Origin of the sequence: Poseidonibacter ostreae (genome assembly GCF_009208075.1) — a bacterium.
Classification (GTDB): Bacteria; Campylobacterota; Campylobacteria; order Campylobacterales; family Arcobacteraceae; genus Poseidonibacter; species Poseidonibacter ostreae.
This window is the reverse complement of the sequence record NZ_WFKJ01000001.1, coordinates 25076-44131: the sequence shown is the minus strand read 5'-3', so window position 1 is coordinate 44131 and position 19056 is coordinate 25076. Positions and strand designations below refer to the sequence as shown.

The 19056-nt window shown below is 27.3% G+C and carries 26 protein-coding genes; 16 read left to right on the top strand and 10 right to left on the bottom strand.

Annotated elements, in window-relative coordinates:
* Nucleotides 1–53 precede the first annotated feature (53 nt).
* Nucleotides 54–626, top strand: coding sequence for a pseudouridine synthase (locus GBG18_RS00245; protein ID WP_152187323.1), 573 nt, complete (start codon nucleotides 54–56; stop codon nucleotides 624–626).
* A 30-nt stretch (nucleotides 627–656) separates the two neighbouring features.
* On the top strand, nucleotides 657–827 hold the full coding sequence (locus GBG18_RS00240) for a rubredoxin (protein WP_152187322.1): 171 nt from the start codon (nucleotides 657–659) through the stop codon (nucleotides 825–827).
* 1 nt (nucleotide 828) lies between these two features.
* Here the strand turns inward: GBG18_RS00240 and GBG18_RS00235 are convergent, their stop codons facing one another.
* Complete coding sequence (locus GBG18_RS00235) at nucleotides 829–1998, bottom strand: fatty acid desaturase family protein (RefSeq protein ID WP_226898681.1); 1170 nt, start codon at nucleotides 1996–1998, stop codon at nucleotides 829–831.
* 160 nt (nucleotides 1999–2158) lie between these two features.
* Here GBG18_RS00235 and GBG18_RS00230 point away from each other — a divergent pair, with 160 nt between their 5' ends.
* The 4 genes from GBG18_RS00230 to GBG18_RS00215 all read left to right on the top strand — a co-directional run bounded on the left by GBG18_RS00230 (nucleotide 2159) and on the right by GBG18_RS00215 (nucleotide 4554).
* On the top strand, nucleotides 2159–2917 hold the full coding sequence (locus tag GBG18_RS00230; RefSeq protein ID WP_152187320.1) for an arylamine N-acetyltransferase family protein: 759 nt from the start codon (nucleotides 2159–2161) through the stop codon (nucleotides 2915–2917).
* Nucleotides 2918–2992: 75 nt separating this feature from the next.
* A complete protein-coding gene (locus tag GBG18_RS00225; RefSeq protein WP_226896510.1) occupies nucleotides 2993–3871 on the top strand; it encodes a DMT family transporter in 879 nt (292 codons plus the stop codon).
* A gap of 94 nt (nucleotides 3872–3965) precedes the next feature.
* Nucleotides 3966–4265: a carboxymuconolactone decarboxylase family protein gene (locus GBG18_RS00220; RefSeq protein WP_152187319.1), complete on the top strand. Its 300-nt coding sequence runs from the start codon at nucleotides 3966–3968 to the stop codon at nucleotides 4263–4265.
* A gap of 37 nt (nucleotides 4266–4302) precedes the next feature.
* Complete coding sequence (locus tag GBG18_RS00215; RefSeq protein WP_152187318.1) at nucleotides 4303–4554, top strand: GIY-YIG nuclease family protein; 252 nt, start codon at nucleotides 4303–4305, stop codon at nucleotides 4552–4554.
* Here GBG18_RS00215 and GBG18_RS00210 read toward each other — a convergent pair.
* Nucleotides 4551–5192, bottom strand: a complete 642-nt coding sequence (locus GBG18_RS00210; protein ID WP_152187317.1) for a CatB-related O-acetyltransferase — start codon at nucleotides 5190–5192, stop codon at nucleotides 4551–4553. The two genes, GBG18_RS00215 and GBG18_RS00210, sit on opposite strands and share 4 nt — an antisense overlap.
* 89 nt (nucleotides 5193–5281) lie before the next feature.
* On the opposite strand from GBG18_RS00210, the gene GBG18_RS00205 reads away from it, so the two are divergent.
* Nucleotides 5282–5848, top strand: coding sequence for a pentapeptide repeat-containing protein (locus GBG18_RS00205; protein WP_152187316.1), 567 nt, complete (start codon nucleotides 5282–5284; stop codon nucleotides 5846–5848).
* A 16-nt stretch (nucleotides 5849–5864) separates the two neighbouring features.
* Here GBG18_RS00205 and GBG18_RS15610 read toward each other — a convergent pair whose 3' ends face one another.
* Nucleotides 5865–5990 (bottom strand): hypothetical protein, encoded by a 126-nt coding sequence (locus GBG18_RS15610; RefSeq protein WP_255467340.1) that lies wholly within the window; start codon nucleotides 5988–5990, stop codon nucleotides 5865–5867.
* Nucleotides 5991–6270: 280 nt separating this feature from the next.
* Between GBG18_RS15610 and GBG18_RS00200 the strand changes: the two genes are divergently transcribed.
* Nucleotides 6271–7698 carry an alanine dehydrogenase gene (locus tag GBG18_RS00200; protein WP_152187315.1) on the top strand — a complete coding sequence of 476 codons (1428 nt, stop codon included), beginning with the start codon at nucleotides 6271–6273 and terminating at the stop codon, nucleotides 7696–7698.
* Between the two features lie 19 nt (nucleotides 7699–7717).
* On the opposite strand, the gene GBG18_RS00195 is transcribed toward GBG18_RS00200, so the two are convergent.
* The gene (locus tag GBG18_RS00195; protein WP_152187314.1) at nucleotides 7718–7996 is read right to left on the bottom strand and encodes a DUF3144 domain-containing protein; all 279 of its coding nucleotides are present in this window, start codon (nucleotides 7994–7996) and stop codon (nucleotides 7718–7720) included.
* Nucleotides 7997–8059: 63 nt separating this feature from the next.
* On the opposite strand from GBG18_RS00195, the gene GBG18_RS00190 reads away from it, so the two are divergent.
* Nucleotides 8060–9124 (top strand): PQQ-dependent sugar dehydrogenase, encoded by a 1065-nt coding sequence (locus tag GBG18_RS00190; protein WP_152187313.1) that lies wholly within the window; start codon nucleotides 8060–8062, stop codon nucleotides 9122–9124.
* A gap of 1 nt (nucleotide 9125) precedes the next feature.
* On the opposite strand, the gene GBG18_RS15235 is transcribed toward GBG18_RS00190, so the two are convergent.
* The 3 genes from GBG18_RS15235 to GBG18_RS00180 all read right to left on the bottom strand — a co-directional run bounded on the left by GBG18_RS15235 (nucleotide 9126) and on the right by GBG18_RS00180 (nucleotide 11733).
* Nucleotides 9126–9296 carry a hypothetical protein gene (locus GBG18_RS15235; RefSeq protein ID WP_193311033.1) on the bottom strand — a complete coding sequence of 57 codons (171 nt, stop codon included), beginning with the start codon at nucleotides 9294–9296 and terminating at the stop codon, nucleotides 9126–9128.
* A gap of 21 nt (nucleotides 9297–9317) precedes the next feature.
* Nucleotides 9318–11216, bottom strand: coding sequence for a hybrid sensor histidine kinase/response regulator (locus tag GBG18_RS00185; protein ID WP_152187312.1), 1899 nt, complete (start codon nucleotides 11214–11216; stop codon nucleotides 9318–9320).
* 121 nt (nucleotides 11217–11337) lie between these two features.
* The gene (locus GBG18_RS00180; protein ID WP_152187311.1) at nucleotides 11338–11733 is read right to left on the bottom strand and encodes a hypothetical protein; all 396 of its coding nucleotides are present in this window, start codon (nucleotides 11731–11733) and stop codon (nucleotides 11338–11340) included.
* Nucleotides 11734–11831: 98 nt separating this feature from the next.
* On the opposite strand from GBG18_RS00180, the gene GBG18_RS00175 reads away from it, so the two are divergent.
* A complete protein-coding gene (locus GBG18_RS00175) occupies nucleotides 11832–12245 on the top strand; it encodes a hypothetical protein (RefSeq protein WP_152187310.1) in 414 nt (137 codons plus the stop codon).
* A gap of 20 nt (nucleotides 12246–12265) precedes the next feature.
* On the opposite strand, the gene GBG18_RS00170 is transcribed toward GBG18_RS00175, so the two are convergent.
* On the bottom strand, nucleotides 12266–13843 hold the full coding sequence (locus GBG18_RS00170) for a SagB family peptide dehydrogenase (protein ID WP_152187309.1): 1578 nt from the start codon (nucleotides 13841–13843) through the stop codon (nucleotides 12266–12268).
* 97 nt (nucleotides 13844–13940) lie between these two features.
* Between GBG18_RS00170 and GBG18_RS00165 the strand changes: the two genes are divergently transcribed.
* From GBG18_RS00165 to GBG18_RS00150, 5 genes are read left to right on the top strand one after another with little or no spacing between them, the layout of a single operon-like run.
* Nucleotides 13941–14636 (top strand): alpha/beta fold hydrolase, encoded by a 696-nt coding sequence (locus tag GBG18_RS00165; RefSeq protein WP_152187308.1) that lies wholly within the window; start codon nucleotides 13941–13943, stop codon nucleotides 14634–14636.
* Nucleotides 14621–15880 carry a glycosyltransferase family 4 protein gene (locus GBG18_RS00160; protein ID WP_226898680.1) on the top strand — a complete coding sequence of 420 codons (1260 nt, stop codon included), beginning with the start codon at nucleotides 14621–14623 and terminating at the stop codon, nucleotides 15878–15880. Before GBG18_RS00165 ends, GBG18_RS00160 begins: the two co-directional genes overlap by 16 nt.
* Nucleotides 15881–15890: 10 nt before the next feature.
* Nucleotides 15891–16061: a hypothetical protein gene (locus GBG18_RS15230; RefSeq protein ID WP_193311032.1), complete on the top strand. Its 171-nt coding sequence runs from the start codon at nucleotides 15891–15893 to the stop codon at nucleotides 16059–16061.
* Entirely contained in the window at nucleotides 16048–16392 is a 345-nt protein-coding gene (locus GBG18_RS00155; RefSeq protein WP_152187307.1) for a cupin domain-containing protein, read from the top strand. Before GBG18_RS15230 ends, GBG18_RS00155 begins: the two co-directional genes overlap by 14 nt.
* Before the next feature lie 10 nt (nucleotides 16393–16402).
* Nucleotides 16403–16888, top strand: a complete 486-nt coding sequence (locus GBG18_RS00150) for an adenylyltransferase/cytidyltransferase family protein (RefSeq protein WP_152187306.1) — start codon at nucleotides 16403–16405, stop codon at nucleotides 16886–16888.
* Here GBG18_RS00150 and GBG18_RS00145 read toward each other — a convergent pair.
* Complete coding sequence (locus GBG18_RS00145) at nucleotides 16875–17150, bottom strand: hypothetical protein (RefSeq protein ID WP_226898679.1); 276 nt, start codon at nucleotides 17148–17150, stop codon at nucleotides 16875–16877. The two genes, GBG18_RS00150 and GBG18_RS00145, sit on opposite strands and share 14 nt — an antisense overlap.
* Nucleotides 17151–17423: 273 nt before the next feature.
* Here GBG18_RS00145 and GBG18_RS00140 point away from each other — a divergent pair, with 273 nt between their 5' ends.
* Nucleotides 17424–18653 (top strand): DEAD/DEAH box helicase, encoded by a 1230-nt coding sequence (locus GBG18_RS00140; RefSeq protein ID WP_152187304.1) that lies wholly within the window; start codon nucleotides 17424–17426, stop codon nucleotides 18651–18653.
* Nucleotides 18654–18756: 103 nt separating this feature from the next.
* Here GBG18_RS00140 and GBG18_RS00135 read toward each other — a convergent pair whose 3' ends face one another.
* Nucleotides 18757–19041 carry a peptidylprolyl isomerase gene (locus tag GBG18_RS00135; protein WP_152187303.1) on the bottom strand — a complete coding sequence of 95 codons (285 nt, stop codon included), beginning with the start codon at nucleotides 19039–19041 and terminating at the stop codon, nucleotides 18757–18759.
* Nucleotides 19042–19056: the final 15 nt, after the last annotated feature.

Sequence of the window (19056 nt, the reverse complement as noted above, 5' to 3'; positions counted from 1 at the left end):
ACTAATTAACATATAAGCTAGTATACTCTTTTATAATATAAGGAATATACTTAATGAATACAATTACAAAAGCTTGTGAAACGCTATTTGCTCTAAATAAACCTAAAGGCTATTTAGTGACAAGGTCTGATGATCTTGGAAGAAAAACAGTTTATAGTCTTTTACCGCAATGGGCTTTTGATAATGGTTGGATGCCTATAGGACGTTTAGATTTAGAATCTAAAGGGCTATTGTTATTTACTAGAAGTGGTAAAATAAATGATATGTTAACTAAACCTGGAAATTGTAAAAAAATATATGAAGTTTGGGTTAGAGGCTTTGTAACACAAGAACATATAGAGCAAGCAAGAGTAGGTGTTGAAAGTAAATATGGCTTACTAAAAGCAAAAGTTGAAAAACTTGGTATTGGTGGAGCAAAAACAAAACTAAAAATAGAATTAGAAGAGGGAAAAAACCGACATATTCGTCGTCTTTTTGGTGCTTTGAAAGACCCAAAATTTGGAACAAATTTAAAAGTTATATCTTTAAGTCGAGTTAGTATTGGTAGTTTTGACTCTAAAATAGAAAGTGGAACATGGCGTTTTCTTTCTATAGAAGAAGAGAAGTTATTACTTAAAAAATCTTAAAAGTTTAATCATAAAATATAAGGAATTAGTATGAATGATTATGTATGTACAGTACGTGGTTATATATATGAACCAAAACTAGGTGATCCTGATGCTGGTATTAAACCAGGAACAGATTTTAAAGAAATCCCAGAAGATTGGGAATGTCCTGATTGTGGCTCGTCCAAAGAAGATTTTGAAGAGTTAGTAGAAGAAGAATAGTTTATATACTTCCAACTTTTAAAAGTGTTGTTTTTCCTACCATTAATTCTACTGTCATTTTCATTCTTTTAAAAACATTTTCTTGTCTATATTCTAAGTTGTGTTTTGCACATAAATCTTTCATTAGAGGTTGAATCTTTTGATATTGACTTAAAGGTAAGTTTGGGAAAAGGTGATGCTCTATTTGATAATTTAACCAACCTTGAGAAAAATCAACTAAGTTTGTACCTGTGTTATAATTCACACTTCCCATAATTTGCCGTAAATAAAATTCACCTTGAGATTTATGTGGAGTATCAAACCTATAAATATCTTCTGCTGAGTGATTTGGAACAATCACTAAAAATGAGTGTAGATTTGCAATATATTCAGCGATTAAAGTAATAATAAAAGCATTAAATACAGCTTCTAATCCTAGAGGAAGAAAAAGCAAAGGAATAATTACGAATTTAACACTAAAATATGGAAGAATATACTCTTTCCATAATATAGCTCCATTTCTTTTAAAAGGACTCCATTCATAACTTTTAATTTGAGGTAATTTTAATTTACGATGTTTTTTATTTTGCAAAATCTTTAACGTATTTGGTGCATAATAAGTTAGCTTCCAAGTTCCTGCAAAAGCATATACAAATAAATATCTAGCCCACATTGGTGTTTTTGATTGAATTAGCCATTGTAAGTTATTCTCAACATTATCAGGGTCTTCGTCTTCTCCTAAATGATAATGATGCATGATATTATGCTCATAAATCCAAGCTTCAGGTTTAATCCAATCTAGCCAATCTAAATATCTTCTATTTTTTTTTGCAAAACCAGCTTTTGTATATCTTTTTGGAATATTAGGAACTCTATCATAAGCTCCATGAAGTATTGGATGAGCAACATTTGCCCAACGTGAAACATTTCCTACTCCTATTAAACTAGCAGCTAGTAATGCTAAAATCCAAAAGCTAATACTCCCTAATGCATATGAACTTATTTCTAAAAAACTGATAATAAATATAAGAAAATACCCACTAAAAGTTAAAGCTCTTCCCCATCTTTCAAGTTTTAATAAATGTTGAAAATCTTCTTGTGTTGCTTTACCTATTGAGTCTTTAATCTTTTCAATATCAATTTGCAGTTGATCTTTGTCTATATCTTCGTAGTTTTTATAAATTGATGTCAATGTATTCCCTAAAATATTGTTGAAAAGATGATACATTAAGTCAAGTTTATCTTTGCTTTTTAAGCATCTCATACATGCAGTTTTTTAACTATTGTGAATTCTATACCCGAATGATTGCTTCTTATACAAATTCTTATATAATATTTAACAAAGGATTTTTATGAAAATCGAAAAAATATTAGAGCGTATTAATATGGATAGTTCAAAAAAATATGAACCCACTTTACAAACACTTCAATTATTGCAAAAACAATATCTTCTTAATGTTCCTTATGAAAATTTAGACTTTTTTTTAAATAAAGAGTTTTCTTCAAACTTATCGAATGTATATGAAAAAATTGTAAATAACAACAGAGGTGGAATTTGTTATGAATCCCATACTTTATTTTTATATTTACTTAAGTCCTTAGGCTTTGATGCATATTTAATCTTTGCAAAAGTAAAGGATTTAACTTATATTGGAAAAGATTATCCTCATTTACTTATTTTGGTTAATCTTAATAGTATTGATTATCTTGTTGATGTTGCTAATGGACAGAATGTAAGAGAAGCTATGAATATTGATTCTGAAAATTTTATTTCTACTGCTGAGAATCATATGTATAAAATACAGAAGAAAAATGATAAATATATACTTCTTGTAAATTATAAAAATGCGACTTGGACTCCTAGATATTATTTTACAAAAGAAGAAAAGTTTCCATCTGATTTTATTGATATTTTTAGAAATGATAAAGAGAATAATATTAATAAGAAAGTACCCTTACTTATAACTTTAGCAAAAGAAAATGGAAGAATAACAATGCTTGATGATAAAATGATTCTAAGAGAAAATAATAGAAAAAGTAGCTGGAAGATTTCAAAAGAGAATAGAGTCGAAGCATTAAAAAAATATTTTAATATAATAATTAAAATATAAGATATAGAGATATCTTAGTTACTTTAAATCCTTTTTTATAAAGTTTAAATACAATGCTCAAAATAAAGGATTTAAATGTCAAATAACTACAAATTATTATCAAATCTAAAACTAATGGATAAAGGTATCCTATTTATGCTTTTAAGTGCAATGCTAGGCTCTCTTAGTGGAGCAGTAGCAAAAGTACTTTCTGAAAGTATGGATCCAATTGAAATAGTATTTTATAGAAACCTTTTAGGTGTGATAATGATTTTATATAGCTTCAAAAAAGTTCAAGTATCTTTTGATATTTCAAAATCACATCTATTATTTTTAAGAGGTTTTTTTGGAACATTAGCTATGTTACTTTACTTTTATACAATTGCTAATATTCCATTAGGTGAAGCTGTTATTTTAAATAAAACATCGCCATTTTTTGTAACAATACTTGCATACTACTTGATGAAAGAGTCTATTAATATTAATACTATTTTTGCACTTGTTATTGGATTTATTGGAGTTGCTTTTGTTATTCAACCTTTAGACTTTGAAATATCACAAGGTCATGTGTTAGGAGTATTAGGTGGTTTTTTTGCTGCTTGTGCCTATGCAACTATAAAGAAAATAAAAGATATTTATGATGCAAGAGTTATTATGCTTTCTTTTATGGGAGTAGGTACGATTCTTCCTTTATTACTCTTTTTATTTACTCCTTATGCAAGTTTTCAAGTTCATACAGAGTTTTTTATTTGGGCACTTATTGTTTTAATGGCAATATTATCAACTGTTTCACAATGGTTTTTAACTCGTGCTTATAGTTTAAGTAAGGCTAGTATTATTGGAGTTATTGGTTATTCAAGTATTCCTTTTGCTGTTGGATTTGGTATTATGCTTGGAGATTCACTTCCTGACATGCTTACTTTTCTTGGAATTGGGCTTATTGCTTTAGGTGGGATTTTAGTTAGTAAAAAATAAATTATTATTAAATAGTAAATATTTTATCTTTTCTAACCTTGACATTATAGAATATATATTCTATAATTTGAAAAATCAAAAAAAAGGGTAAAATATGACAGGACAAGATTTAAAAGCAGTAAAAGCATTAAATGAAACAAGTGAGAGTTTATCATTTTCAAAAAGAGAAAAACATTTAGTAGGTTTAGCCGTAACACTTACTTTAGGATGTACAGTTTGTTCAAATAGAAGATTTAAAGATGCATTAGAAGATGGTATTACAAAACAAGAACTAATCGAACTTACAGATTTTGTTGCCTTAACAAATGCAGGTGTAGTTTCAAGAACAGCATTATCAAGTTGGGATGAGGAAACAGAGCAAAAATGTACAGATGGAACTTGTAGCGTAAGCTAAGTAAAATAGAATAAATTTAATAAAATAAGGTATATATGTGTCATATTTCGTTTATATTTTAAAGTGTAGTGATGGAAGTTTATATACAGGGATTACTACAGATATAACAAAACGTTTGGATGAACATAACAATAGTGAAAAAGGCGCCAAGTATACAAAAGCTAGGCGTCCTGTAAAACTAATATATCAAGAATCTTCAGAGAATAGAAGTACTGCTTCTAAACGTGAATACGCTATAAAAAAACTTACAAGAGTAAAAAAACTTCAATTAATAGAAAAAACTTTTTAATCTAATAAATTTTTTTTATTTTTATTCCAATATTTCCATAATCCCTCAATTTTAGGACTACAAATTAAAGGCATACACTCTTTTATTTTCTCTTCTTTCCAATTCCACCATTTCATGATAAGTAATTGTTCTATCTCTTTATTTTCAAAACGTGATTTTATAACACTTGCTGGATTTCCACCAACAATAGTGTAAGCTTCTACATCTTTTATTACAACAGCTCTTGCTGCAATTATTGCTCCATCTGCAATTGTTACACCAGACATTATCATAGCTTCAGAACCTATCCATACGTCATTTCCTACTATAGTGTTTCCAGCTTTTACAAATCCATTTTTTGCACTTTTGAAAATATTTGCTTGAAAATAAAAAGGAAATGTAGAAAGCCAGTTTGTATTATGACCTTGATTTCCTGCCATCATAAAAACTGCTCCTGAGCCAATTGAACAATAATTACCAATAATAAGCTTATCTACATCTTTTCTCTTATCATGTAAATATCTTGCACATTCAACAAAATCATGCTTATGATGATATCCTGAATAATAAGAAAAAAATCCTACTTCAATATTTGGATGATCAACTGTTTCATGTAGTAGTTGAGAAGAGAATTGGTCTTTAAAATGAAATGCTTTCATATAGGCTCCTAAAATATATAATTAGTTTAGCATATACTTTTAGTCCTCTTTATTTCAAATATGATAAAATCAAAATAAAAAAGAAGATTATGTTTAAAACTAACGATTATTGGGAAGAAGAGTTTATTGAAGTTGATGAAAAAAAATTAGATTCTATTTATTTTGATAATTGTACTTTTACAAAATGTGACTTTTCTAAAGCTTCTTTTCGTGATTGTAAGTTTACTGAATGTACTTTTATAAATTGTGATTTATCTTTGAGTAAACTAATATCTTCAACTTTTAATGATGTTATTTTTGAAAAATGCAAACTAATAGGAATTTCTTGGAGTACTTGTCAAGAACCTTTTGATGTAAAGTTTGACTCATGCAATCTCTCTCAAAACTCTTTTCATCTTTTGGATTTACGTAAAATGCATTTTATTAACTCTTTGATAAGAGATACTGGCTTTGAAGAGTGCAATCTTGAATCTGCAGTTTTTAAGGACTGTAATTTAGAACAAACAGTTTTTATTAGTAATAATTTACAAAAAGCAAATTTTGAAACATCAAAAAACTATTTAATAGACCCTAAATACAATGATATAAAAAAAGCTCAATTTTCACTTCCTGAAGCTTTGAGTTTTTTAAGTTTATTACCTATAAAAATTAAATAATTTCAAAAGAAACCTTTTACTCATGCCAAACAGCTGTTCCTTTATCAAAATCTCTATTTTTATCATCTTTTTGCATATCATTGTAAATTAAAACTACTGCACAAAAAATTAGAAATGCCAATAATAGAAGTTTTTTTATCATGATAAAACCTTTGTTTTTTACTTATATCTCTAAAATTCAGATAGACTGTATCTAATATCAGATTACACAGGTCGTATCTGACTTCGTTTTTACAATATTCTGAATGTAAAAACAATTTATCTTATTAAGCTTAGATCTACACTAATTAACATTAACAGATTTTTGTTAGGCTTATTTCCTAAATACTTTTATTTGTTATCAAAAAACAATTTTATATTAATTTATATTGAAGTTTATTAAAACTAACTCATAAAAATACTAATTATCTAAAAGGATTAGTGTGAAAGAATTATCAAATGCATTTAAAAATATTGCTTTAGTAAAAGAGATTGAATCCCCAGAAAATCCAGGTGGATTAGAAAAAAGAGTAAGTCTTACTCCTTTGGATGTAGGACGTTTAACAAAAAAAGGAATTGAAGTTTTTGTTGAAAATGGTGCTGGTTTAGGTGTAGGTTTTAGCGATATTGAGTATTTATCAAATGGTGCAATTATGCAAAATGCTGATGAAATATATAAAAATAAAGAGATGATTATTAAATTTAAAGGTCCATCTTTAGATTCTATTCTACAAATGAAAAAAGGTTCTACACTTTTTTGTATGGCACACTTCGATTCTTTTCCCAAAAGAGCAAAAATGTTAGAAGATAATCAAATAAACGTAATTGCAATGGAAGAAATTTTAGAGTCTCCAAAAGTACAAACAGATGATCAAATACTTTCACGTGTAGGAATGGCTGATGCTTTAAAAGATTTTATAATAAGTAAAACTATAAAAGATTTAAGAATATTTGTAATTGGAAGAAATGAAAGACTAGCAGGTGCTGTTAGACGTGCAGGAAATCGTAATCCAAAATCACTTAATATGCTTTATGAGGATATTACCTTTGAAGAATTAAAATATACAGATAAAAATACAATGTACTTTTATGATAGTAAAAGTTTTAATGTTAAAAATAATCTTCTTGAAAAGTTAAAACAAACAAGTGCTCATATTTTTGATTTGCATCAGTTTGAAGAAGAAAATGGAATTAATGCCATTTTAAATTATAGAAAAGAACATAAACCTTTTGAATTTGGATTAAGAAGAATAGAGTGTTTACACGTAACAGGTCAAGCAGGAGCAAGATATGGTATTAAACTACTACAAGAAAACAAACCAGCTTTAGATATAAAAGAAGCAAAAGTATTAGTTTTAGGTTATGGAAATGTTGCACGTGGTGCTATGCATGAACTCTCAAATCAAGGCTTCAAAAATATTCATATTTTAGGTCGAACGCAAACTTCAAAAGAGAGAATTGAAGAATATTTAGAAGATGTTGATTTAGTAATAAATGGAGCAGATATCCCAAAAGAAATAAGGGGTATTACATATCTTGTAAGCAATGATCATCTAAAACGTGTTATTCCTAATGGTTCAGTAGTTATTGATCTTGTAGGTGGGAGCATCACTAATAGAAGTGCAATTGAACCAGTAATTAATTGTACATATTTAACTGCACCTTCTTTTGTGCAAGATGGAGTTACTATTTCAGCTTTATGGGGTTGGCCAATGTTGGGTATGATGAAAGAGAGTGCTACAAAATATTCAAGTCAAATTGTTGATGTTTTAATTAATACAGAAAAAATAATTGATGGATTAGGAAATTTGAGTGTAGGAGTAAAAAAAGCTCTGGTTTGTGGACCTTTTGAAAGATCAAGTAACAAATAAAAGAGCATTATAAGCTCTTTTATTTTGAGAAGTCATAGCCTTTGATATGTTCATCTAAATGTTGTTCTAACATGATTTTGTACTCTTTCATAAAGTATTCCATAGCTTTTTGTTTTTCTTCTGCCATATCTTCAGCAGATTTATAAGTAGATGCTGCAATCCAAGCGTTAAATCTTGCAAGTCCAAACATAAATGAAGCACTAACTTCTCCTGCACTTATTTCATCTGTCATTTGATCGTTTGCTAAAAAAATATGTGCATCTGCTCTTTTTAAAAATCCTTGTTTATCTTCGCTCATTATAAAATCCTTTTATTTTTTAATTAAGTGTTATAATAATATAAAACAATTTCAGGAGAGGTTATGCGAGTAGTATTTCTTTTTTTATTTGCAAGTATTTTTTCTATCTTAGCAATTTCTAGTACAAAAGTTACAAAAATATCATCAAATTTAGGTGTAGTTTGGGGTATGACATTTTTAGATGAGAATAATATGTTGATAAGTCAAAAAAAGGGAAAGATATCTCTTTTAGATTTAAAATCAAAAACAATTACTAATATTAAAAATGTTCCAAAAGTTTTTAATAAAGGACAAGCAGGATTATTTGATATTCAAAACAAAAATGGTTGGATATATTTAACATATGCAAAAAATATAAATGGGAAAGGTGCCACAACAATAGCTCGTGCAAAATTAGATAAAGACAGCTTAGTAAACTTCCAAGAGTTATTAGTAAGTAAATCTTTGTCAAATACTACTGCTCATTTTGGTAGTCGGATCACTTTTGATGAAAGTGGACATCTGTTTTTTTCTATTGGAGATAGAGGGATTAGAGAAAATGGACAAGATTTAAAAACTCATGCAGGTTCTATTTTAAGATTAAATCTAGATGGAACGGTACCCAAAGATAATCCTTTTGTAAATAATTTTAAAGCTTTAAATGAAATATACTCTTATGGACATAGAAACCCACAAGGGCTTTTTTATGATAAACAATCAAAAAAACTATATGCAATTGAACATGGTCCAAGAGGTGGGGATGAAATAAATCTTATAAAAAAAGGTTCAAACTATGGTTGGGCTATTGTTTCAAAAGGTAAAGAGTATTGGAATACAGATTATGTTGGTAAATATCGTAGTAATAAAAAATATACCGATGCTATAAAGGTTTATACTCCCTCAATTGCACCTAGTTCTTTGATTGTTTATTCTGGAAAAAAGTATAAGAGTTTAAAAAGAAACTTATTAAGTGGAGCATTGAAACTTCGCCATTTAAATCGAATTGTTTTAAATACAAAGGGTGAAGTTATAAAAGAAGATAGATTACTTGAAAATTTGAATGAAAGAATTAGAAATGTAAGTGAATCACCAAATGGAGAAATCTATATATCAACAGATAGTGGGAATATTTATCTTTTGAATAGATAACTTATCTTTCTATACACTCTTTTTTTATTTCAAAATCTCCTGTTCTAAAGTTTAAAACTTTAGATGATTTGAATATTTTCCCTTCTTTTTTGCAGTCATCTCTAGTGATTTCTGTATTTGTACAAGCTGTAAAAAAGGCTATAATTAGTAAGTTTAAAAGTATTGTTTTCATTTATTAACTCCATTTTTATCTTTATTCTAGATATTGTATAAGCTCATCAATTTTTATAGGTTTATCAAGTTTCTTTTTGTACGAATTTAAATATTTCTCTTCATATTTACTAAAATCCTTACTAAGTAGTATGGAATCTAAGTCTTTTATTTTTTCGGTATCTATTAAAAATTCATTAATTACAATATGCTTATATTCATCAATATTTTCATTATCAAATTGTTCTAAATTTAAAACTTGTTTTACTTCAAAGTTATTTTTTAATTTGATTACAAAGTGCATCATCTCTAACATTTCACTACTAAGGATTAATATTTTCTCTTTTTCAAAAGTTTTCATGTCATCTTTTTTGACAGGTTTTATAATATCCATCTTTGCTATATGTGTTATTTTTTTAGGAAGAACAAGAGTGAAAGTTGAACCTGAAGTTATCTTACTAGTAACTTCAATATTACCCTCTAAAAGTTGAGACAAAGAATAACTTATAGATAAACCAAGACCTGCACCACCATACTTTCTAGCTATTGCACCATCAACTTGCTTGAATCTATCAAAAATACCTTCTATCTTATTTTTTTCAATGCCTATTCCATCATCTTTAACGCTAATTTTTATAGAATCAGGACTCTCTTTACTTGATAAACAGATATTTCCATTTTTAGTAAATTTAAGTGAGTTACTAAGAAAGTTTTTTATTATTTGCATAATTCTTTTTTCATCACTAAAAATATATTTTATATTTTTATCAAAACTAAATTCAAAATTAATATTATTATTTTCTGCTTGAGGAACTATTGTTTCATAAAGATGTTTTAAAGAGTAGTTTAAATCAAATTTTTCATTAAATAACTGAACTTCTCCTCCATCTAACATTGAAATATCTAAAATATCATTTATTAAACATTGTAAGTTTTTTCCACATGAATTAATTAGCTTAAGATTTTTAATTTGTTTTTCATTTAGATTATTATCACTATTCTTTTTCATAATAGAGCTAATTAAATTTATTGAATTTAGAGGAGTTTTTAATTCATGACTTACATTTGCTAAAAAGATATCTTTTGCATCATTAGCAATTATTAAATCTTTTTTTTGTTTTATAAGTTCAATATTTAAATCTTTTGTTTCCTTTACAACTTCATCAACTTTTTTTTCTAAATTATTTTTATAGTCTTGTAGTTCTTTACTTTTACTATAATAATCAATAATCATGTCAGTTTTTAATACAAACTCTTCAAAAATTATAGGTTTTCTTATAAAGTCTGATGCCCCATTTTTTAAGCACTTACTAACAGAGTTTGCATTACCCGTTCCAGAAACCATTAAAACAGGTGTATAGATATTTTTTATTTTTAATTGTTCTAAAACATCTAATCCATTCATATCATTTAGTTCTAAATCTAGAATGACTAAATCAATATTTTGTTCATTGAAGATTTTTATTCCATTTTTACCTGTTTCACTCTCAAATATATTGTAGTTTCGTCTGCTTAATAGTTCAGCTTCTTGTTTTCTAATTACATTTGAATCTTCTATAATTAAAATATTACGTTTAGAATTCTCTTCTATTTGCTTTATTAGTTTTTTTATATTTTTGATTATTTGTTCAATATTTTCTTTATTTAAGTAATCAATAATCCCATACTTAAATAAATATTCACGTAATTCATCATTGTTTTTTGAAGTAAGTACAATGATTTTACTAGTAGTGATTTTTCTAACACTTTTAATTAGTTTCTTTTCTTCTGCATCAACTAGGTATAGACTTAAAATTATATAGTCATACTTTTCTATAGAAACTGCTTTTTTAATATCTTTTAGACTATATACTTGCTTGCAATCACAGTTATTTTTTTCTAATTCATTAGAAATAATATTTGAAAGCATTTTTGCATTTTCTGCAACAAGTATATTTATCATCTAGCAATCTCCAATTTTTAGGAAGATTGTATCAAAAATATACTAAAAGTACAAGTTTAAAATAAATATTTTTGTAAAATAATAATGTTAAATCTAAATTATTTATATATAATCTATTTTATTATTCGTTTTGTTCTATATGATTTAGTTTATAATTTCTATAATAGTTAATCGTTTCCATTATTAAAAGGGCAATTAGTCCCATAATCCAATACAAAAACCACATACTAATCATTCCTAAAAAACCATCTTCAGAAATATAATCAACTACTTGGAAAATAAGAAAAAAGATAATTGTATTTTTTAAAGAAAAACTATTGTTTTTATTAAAATCTATTAACTCTTTTCCTTTTACTTTCATCTTAAAATAAAAGAAAGTAAGAGTGATTGGAAAAAGAGCTAATATAAATAAATATTCTTCTTTTATAAGTTCAATAGTTTTTTCTTGTCCAAAAACATAAAGATATACTGAAATAATTGCAATTAAACTGAAAACAAATAAATTTCGTGGTGACATTTAACAATTCCTAAATTTTTAATGATTCTAACAAAAAAAGGTTAAAAATTAAAGGTTATTTTTTTATAATTTATTAAGTAATAATTTAAAGGAAAAAAATGAGAAATATTATATTAACTGTATGTGCTGTTTTTGTATTTACTGGATGTGTTTCAAGTAATTCAAATTATGCAGTACCTAAAAATGTAAATTTAGTTACTCAAGATATACAAGGTACATGGACTGGAAATGCAAAGCAATTTAATAACAACACTGAATGGAGTGTAAAAGTAAATATCGTTGATGGTAAATATACTATTTCTTATCCATCTTTAAATTGTGGTGGGGTATTAACTCTACTTAAATCAACAAAAACACAAGTAAACTTTAGAGAAAAAATTACTTATGGAAAGTTAAAATGTGTTGATAATGGTATTGCAACTATAAAACTTACTTCAAGTAATACATCTGAATATAAGTGGTATTATAACAATGGTAAACATGGAGCATCAGGTTTCTTAGAAAAAAGATAAAAGGTTAACCCCTTTTATCTTTATTTTTTTTCATAAGGTTCTAAAGTTGTTAATCTACTATCTACTAAACCACGTCCAATTGTAAAATGATAAAGTGTTTGAAATTGATTTGAACTTAGACCTATAGTTTCATGAAGAATATTATCAAGAAAACATCCAATACCTGTTGCTGATAAGTTTAAAGAAGTTGATTCTAAATAAAGCTGTTGTCCAATAGCTCCACAATCCCAATATAAGTGCTTATATTTTGAAGAACCATATTTCTCTAATTGACTTGTAAATTCTGCTAACATACCTAAAGTAAATGCTCCATGAGCTGCTATATCTTGATTACAAGAGATTGCTTTTGCTAAAAATTTAAAATCACCGCTTTGAAGTTTATATAATTCACCTGCATTTGTATCAACACTTTCCCATAGGAACTCATCTTTTAGTAAAGTTTCTAGTTTACTTTTATGCTCTTTATTTCGTATTAGTATATAAAGTCCAGATTCAAGCTCTTGGACACTGTGTACAAATAGTACTAAGTTAATAGTGGAAGTATCACATTTTACTGAAGCTATAATTGTTTCAAACTCTTTTTTTGAAATTGTACAATCATCTTTATTCATAACTTGTGCTGAACGTCTTTTTAAAACTATATCTTTTGCTAATGCTGAGGCTTCTCTATATGGGTTTAACTCATATCTGTCATTTGTATATTTTTTTATATCTAACTCATCACTTAATGTTGCATCTTCGATTTTTTCTAAAATATCCCATTTATGCCAACTTAAACTTAGTTGATTTGCTTTTCCCTCATACTTTTCTTGTAAGTTTTGTCTTAAAACATCTATATCTATACTTGTATTTTGTGATATAGAATTATCATCTTTAGATACAAGAATTAACATATCTGCTAATTCTCTCTCTTCTGGAACATATCTATTACTTTGATTAAAGCCTATTAAATTTTCAAGTTGTGAATCTTTAGTATTTAAAACTTCTATTTTCCATCCTAAAATTAAAGCAGAAATTTCTAAAGCTTTTAGGGCATGTCCACAATCAAGTTGTGTATATCTCCATGACCTCTCACCATATTTCCAAGCTTCTCTCCAAACAATAGAAGATAAACAAAGTAAAAAACTATTTTGAGGTAAATTTAGATTGTTTTTTGTTGAACTTAAAAGTTCTAACTCATGCTCTTTAGGAGAGTAGTGATGTAAACCATCATCTATTCCTTGAATCTCATTTGATATTATATATGCTTCACTTGGTTGTAAGTTTCCACTAGAAGCATTACATCTTAAAGCCCACGATTGATCACCATACTCTTTTATAGCTGCAAGTCCTAAAGAGAACTGGAAAAATTGTGATATTGATTCAAGACATAAAGGAGCACTTAGTTTATCTTCTTTAGTTTGAGTAAATATTTGACTATATTCTAAAGTTTTATTATCAAAAGATAGAGGTAAGCTTGTTTTTTTTGTATTACTATATGTTCTATATGGGTCTGGTTGTGTTGCCCAATCCATATAACCTAAAGACCTTGCGTATCTTTGTTGCGAATGTTTTGTTTCATTATGATAGGTATAAACCATTTGTAAATTATTATTCATATTGTATGTTATCACAGTAGTTTTAATAAATCATTAAATAAAAATATTTTAGATATCATACTAAAAATAAAATAAAGTATAAAAATATAGGTAAAGAATGAAAGAAAAAATATATTTAATCCCAGGTCTTATGACTGATGAACGACTTTGGAGTAGAATAACACCTTTTTTAACTGATTATGAATTAGTACATGTTCCAATTCCTCATACTGAAGATTTTGATGAGGCTATTGATATATTATTAGATGTGTTCAAAGAAGAGAAAGTAAATTTATTAGGATTTTCTTTAGGTGGATATATAGCTTCTTACTTTGCAGTTACATATCCAAATAGAGTAAATAAACTATTTATGGTAGCAGCAACTCCTGGAGCATCTGAAGAGGCTGAAATTGAAAGAAGAAGAGAAAAGTTTGCAGTAATTGAAAAAGAGGGATTTAAAGGTTTACCTTATGAGAAAGCAGTAACTTTAGTAGAAGAGCAAAATAAAGAAGATAATGAGCTAATTAAGACAATTCAAGATATGTTTATGGACTTAGGAAAAGAGACTTTTATCTCCCAACTTACAAGTACATTTAATAGAGTTGATTTACTTGAAGACTTAGTTGGTTTAAAATTAAATATATGGTTTTACTATAGTACAAAAGATAGATTGTTAAATCATAAATCAATTGCTAAACTACAAACACTAGAGCATGAAATGACTTTAATCTCACGTGAAGGAACTAGTCATAATATTCCACTTGAAGTTCCAAAAGAGTTAAGTACTAAGATAAAAGAGTGGATAAGCAAATAAAGACTGAAATAAAAAAACTATTAGTTATAGGCTATGTATGGCCAGAACCAAACTCTTCAGCAGCTGGAACTCATATAATGTCTATAATGAGACTATTTAAAGCAAATGGATATAAAGTAGAGTTTTGTACACCTTGTGCTATATCAGAGCATAGTATAGATTTAAAAGAAGAGGGGATTAGTTCTTCTAGTATAGAATTAAACTCAGATAATTTTGATGTATATATAAAAGCATATAATCCTGATACTGTTTTATTTGATAGATTTATGATGGAAGAGCAGTTTGGATGGAGAGTTGAATCAAACTGTCCAAATGCTTTAAAAATACTTGATACTGAAGATTTGCAACTTTTAAGAAATGCAAGACATCAAGCTTTAAAAGAGAATAGGGATGTGAGTAAAGCTGATTTGTTTTCTACTTTAGCAAAAAGAGAGATATCTGCAATATTAAGGTGTGATATTTCATTGATTATATCTTCTTATGAAATGAAGCTCTTAAAAGAAACTTTTAAAGTTGATAGCTCATTGCTTCATCATTTACCTTTTATGGTTGATTTAGATAAATGTCCTAGTAAAACAAAAGCTTACGAAGAACGTGAACACTTTATGACAATAGGAAATTTTCGTCATGCTCCAAATTGGGATGTTGTTTTATATCTTCAAAAAATATGGCCACTTATAAAAAAACAGCTTCCAAAAGCACAACTTCATATTTATGGTTCATATCCTCCACCAAAGGCGACTGCTTTAAATAATCCTAAAACAGGTTTTTTAATAAAAGGCTGGGCTGATGATGCTTTTGAAGTTATGGAAAACTCTAGAGTTTGTTTAGCTCCTATTAGATTTGGTGCAGGGATAAAAGGAAAACTTTTAGATGCTATGATTATGCAAACACCAAGTATTACATCTAGTATTGGAAGTGAGGGTATGTATGAGGATGAAACTTGGCCTGGCTTTATAAGTGATGATTTAGAAGAGTTTGCAAAAAAGGCAGTTGAACTGTATAATGATGAAAAATTATGGAATGAAGCAAAAGAAAACTCAACGATATTGCTAAAATCAAAATATGATGCAGATATCTTATCAAAGAAATTAATTGAAAAAATCGATGAGGTATATGAAAATCTAGAAGAGCATAGACTAGATAACTTTATAGGTTCTATGCTAAGACATCATTCAATGGCAAGTACAAAATATATGTCTCAATGGATAGAAGAGAAGAATAAAAATATTAAGACTAATTAGAGGAAAAGTTATGATTGACAGAGTATATATGACAAAAGAGAGATTTGAAGAAGAGTTAAAAAATGGTAATTTACCTCATAAAACATACGAAGATTACAAAAAATCTGTTGATGCACTTTATGATGAGTTAGATACAGTTAGCGATGAAGATTTAGAAAAAGAGTTAGATGAAAGTAAGTAAACCAATAAAATTTAAATCAAAAAGTTGGGGACACGAGATTTGGATTCATAACTCTGATAAATATTGTGGAAAAATATTAGTAGTTGAAGCTAATAAAAGTTCAAGTATGCATTATCATAAATTAAAAGATGAAACTTTTTATATACAAGAAGGAAAAATATTAGTTAATACTATTTCTAAGGATGGTATTAAAAAAGAGTTTGAAATGAATAAAGGAGATGTTTTAGATATTCCTAAAGGAACAAAACATCAATTTACAGGAATTGCAGAAAAATCAGAAATATTTGAAGTATCAACTGAACATTTTGATGATGATTCTATTTATGTATAGGAATATATAGTTGGAAGAATTAGCAAAAATTGTATCTTTTGAAGAGTTTGATAAAATTAAAGAAAATTTAGAATCAATTGTATGTACTTCAGGTGGTTTTGACCCTATTCACTCTGGTCATATTTCCTGCTTTCAAGAATCAAAAAAATATGCAAAGACCTTAGTTGTAATTGTAAATGGAGATGATTTTTTAAAACAAAAAAAAGGGAAAGCTTTTATGAATTTAAAAGAGCGTTGCATGATTGTGTCTTCTATTAAAAATGTTGATTATGTAATACCTTTTGAGATAAAAGATGACTCTACAGTTATAAAAGCCTTAGAAAAAATCAAACCAAATTATTTCACAAAAGGTGGTGATAGATATGATGAAAAAACTATCGCTGAGTGGGATATTTGTAAGAAATTAGATATAAAAATTATAACAAATGTAGGAAATGAGAAAAATGAAACAAGCAGTTCAAAATATTTGAACGCTTGGACTTCTAAAGATACATAATTTGTGAAATAAATATTATAAGAATTACACAAAGAAATGGAAATAAATGAGAGGTAAATACAAATGGATTTATCTTAAAAAACTTTTGATTAAAACCTCTAATACCTAACCATAAACCAAAAAATGCTTTAATACTTAACATGATTTGAAAGTTATTTAAACCATCCTCTGCAATAGGTCCAAATACTTGTGTTATTAAATATAAACCTGAGGCAACTGCAACAAGTAATGACCAAGGCACAACTTTTCGTACATGCATCATAAAAGCTTCTCTTGCTTTAATGCTGTCTTCTTCACTTAAAGTCTGAGATATCTTTGATAAAAATAGATTATCAACAAATAGAAAACCACCATATATAAAAACTGAGAAAAAATGAATTAAATGTATAAATGTAAAAGTAATAATAAATCCTTTAATTTTAATAGTGTAAAAATATACTAAAAACTTTTCTTTTATGCATTGATTGAAATCAAAGAAACCTTTTCTAAAGCCAAAACTGCCTAAAATACGATAAATATTACTAAGGAAAAACTTATGTCATTTTCAAAATTTAATTTTTTAGCTCCTATTAGTGAAGCCTTAACAAACAATGATTATGAGACTCCAACAAAAATACAAGACAAAGTTATACCTTTAGTTTTTAAAAAAGAGGACGTTCTTGCTCGTGCACAAACTGGAAGTGGAAAGACTGCTAGTTTTGTACTTCCTATTTTAAATCATTGGTTAAATAATATGCCTCTTGGTAAATCAAAAATAAAAACTTTAGTTCTAACACCAACAAGAGAATTAACACTTCAAGTAGCAGATACTTTTAATAAGCTTTCTTCTTCTTTTGAAAAAGAGTTAAAAGTTGTAAGTGTTATTGGTGGGCAAAGTATTGGCGATCAGCTTTTAGATATTCAAAAAGGTTGTGATGTTGTAGTTGCAACTCCTGGAAGACTTTTAGATATTTTAGATAAAAAACAAATAAATCTTTCAACTATAGATTTTTTTGTAGTCGATGAAGCAGATAAAATGCTTGATTTAGGTTTTGAAGAAGAGTTAGAAAAAATACTAGAAAATCTTCCAGAAAAAAGACAAAACCTACTTTTTTCAGCTACCTACCCTCCTAAAATGCAAAAAATTGCAAAAAAGATTACAAATAATCCAATCACAATTGAAATTGAAAATGAAGAACCAACAGTTGATTTAATAAAGCAAAGAGCAATTAGTGTAAATTTAGAAAACAGAAGTGCTCTTTTACAAAAGCTTTTAAAAGAAAATAGTTTTTCAAAAGTTTTAGTTTTTATGGCAAATAATAGAGCATCAGATAATATCGCTGCAAAATTTAGAAAATATGGCTTTAAAGCAGAATCCTTTCATGGAAATTTAGTTCAAGAAGATAGAATATTTACACTTGACGAGTTTAAAACTTCTAAAATTGATATTCTTTTTTCTTCAGATATTGCTTCACGTGGTTTACATATTGATGATATTTCTTGTGTTGTAAACTATGATTTACCAAGGTCACCTGCTGATTATATTCATAGAATTGGGAGAACTGGACGAGCTGGAAGTGAAGGTCTTGCTATTTCATTTATAACTTTAGAAAACGAAGAGCACTTTAAATTAATTGAAAAACGCTCAAATATAAAACTTCAAAGAGAAGAGATTGAAGGTTTTGAATTAATTGGAACTCCTTTAGAAAAAGAAAAAGGTAAGACACCAATTAAGGGTAAAAGAAAAAGCAAGAAAGATAAGTTAAGAGAGCAGGGGCTTAAATAAGCTTTTGTTTACTTTGTCGCATTTAATATTGGAATTATAATATCAAAATATTTAAATGCAATTTAGTTGTAGTATTGTAAGTCAAACAAGTAATATTACTTGTTTAATACCTTGAAGTAATCTCTATTAGATGAAAACCAAATTGTGTTTTAATTGGTCCATGAACTTTTAATAGCTCTTTTGTAAATACAACTTCATCAAACTCTTTTACCATATCGCCTTTTGAAAAAGTACCTAAATGACCACCTCTTTTTCCTGATGAACATTTAGAAAACTTTTTTGCAGCTTTTTCAAATGTTATATCATTTTGAATGATTTCTTTTTTTATTTTTTTTGCTAATTTTTCAGTATTAAGTAAAATATGTCTAGCTGTTGCACTTTTTGCCATTAAATATCCTTTTAT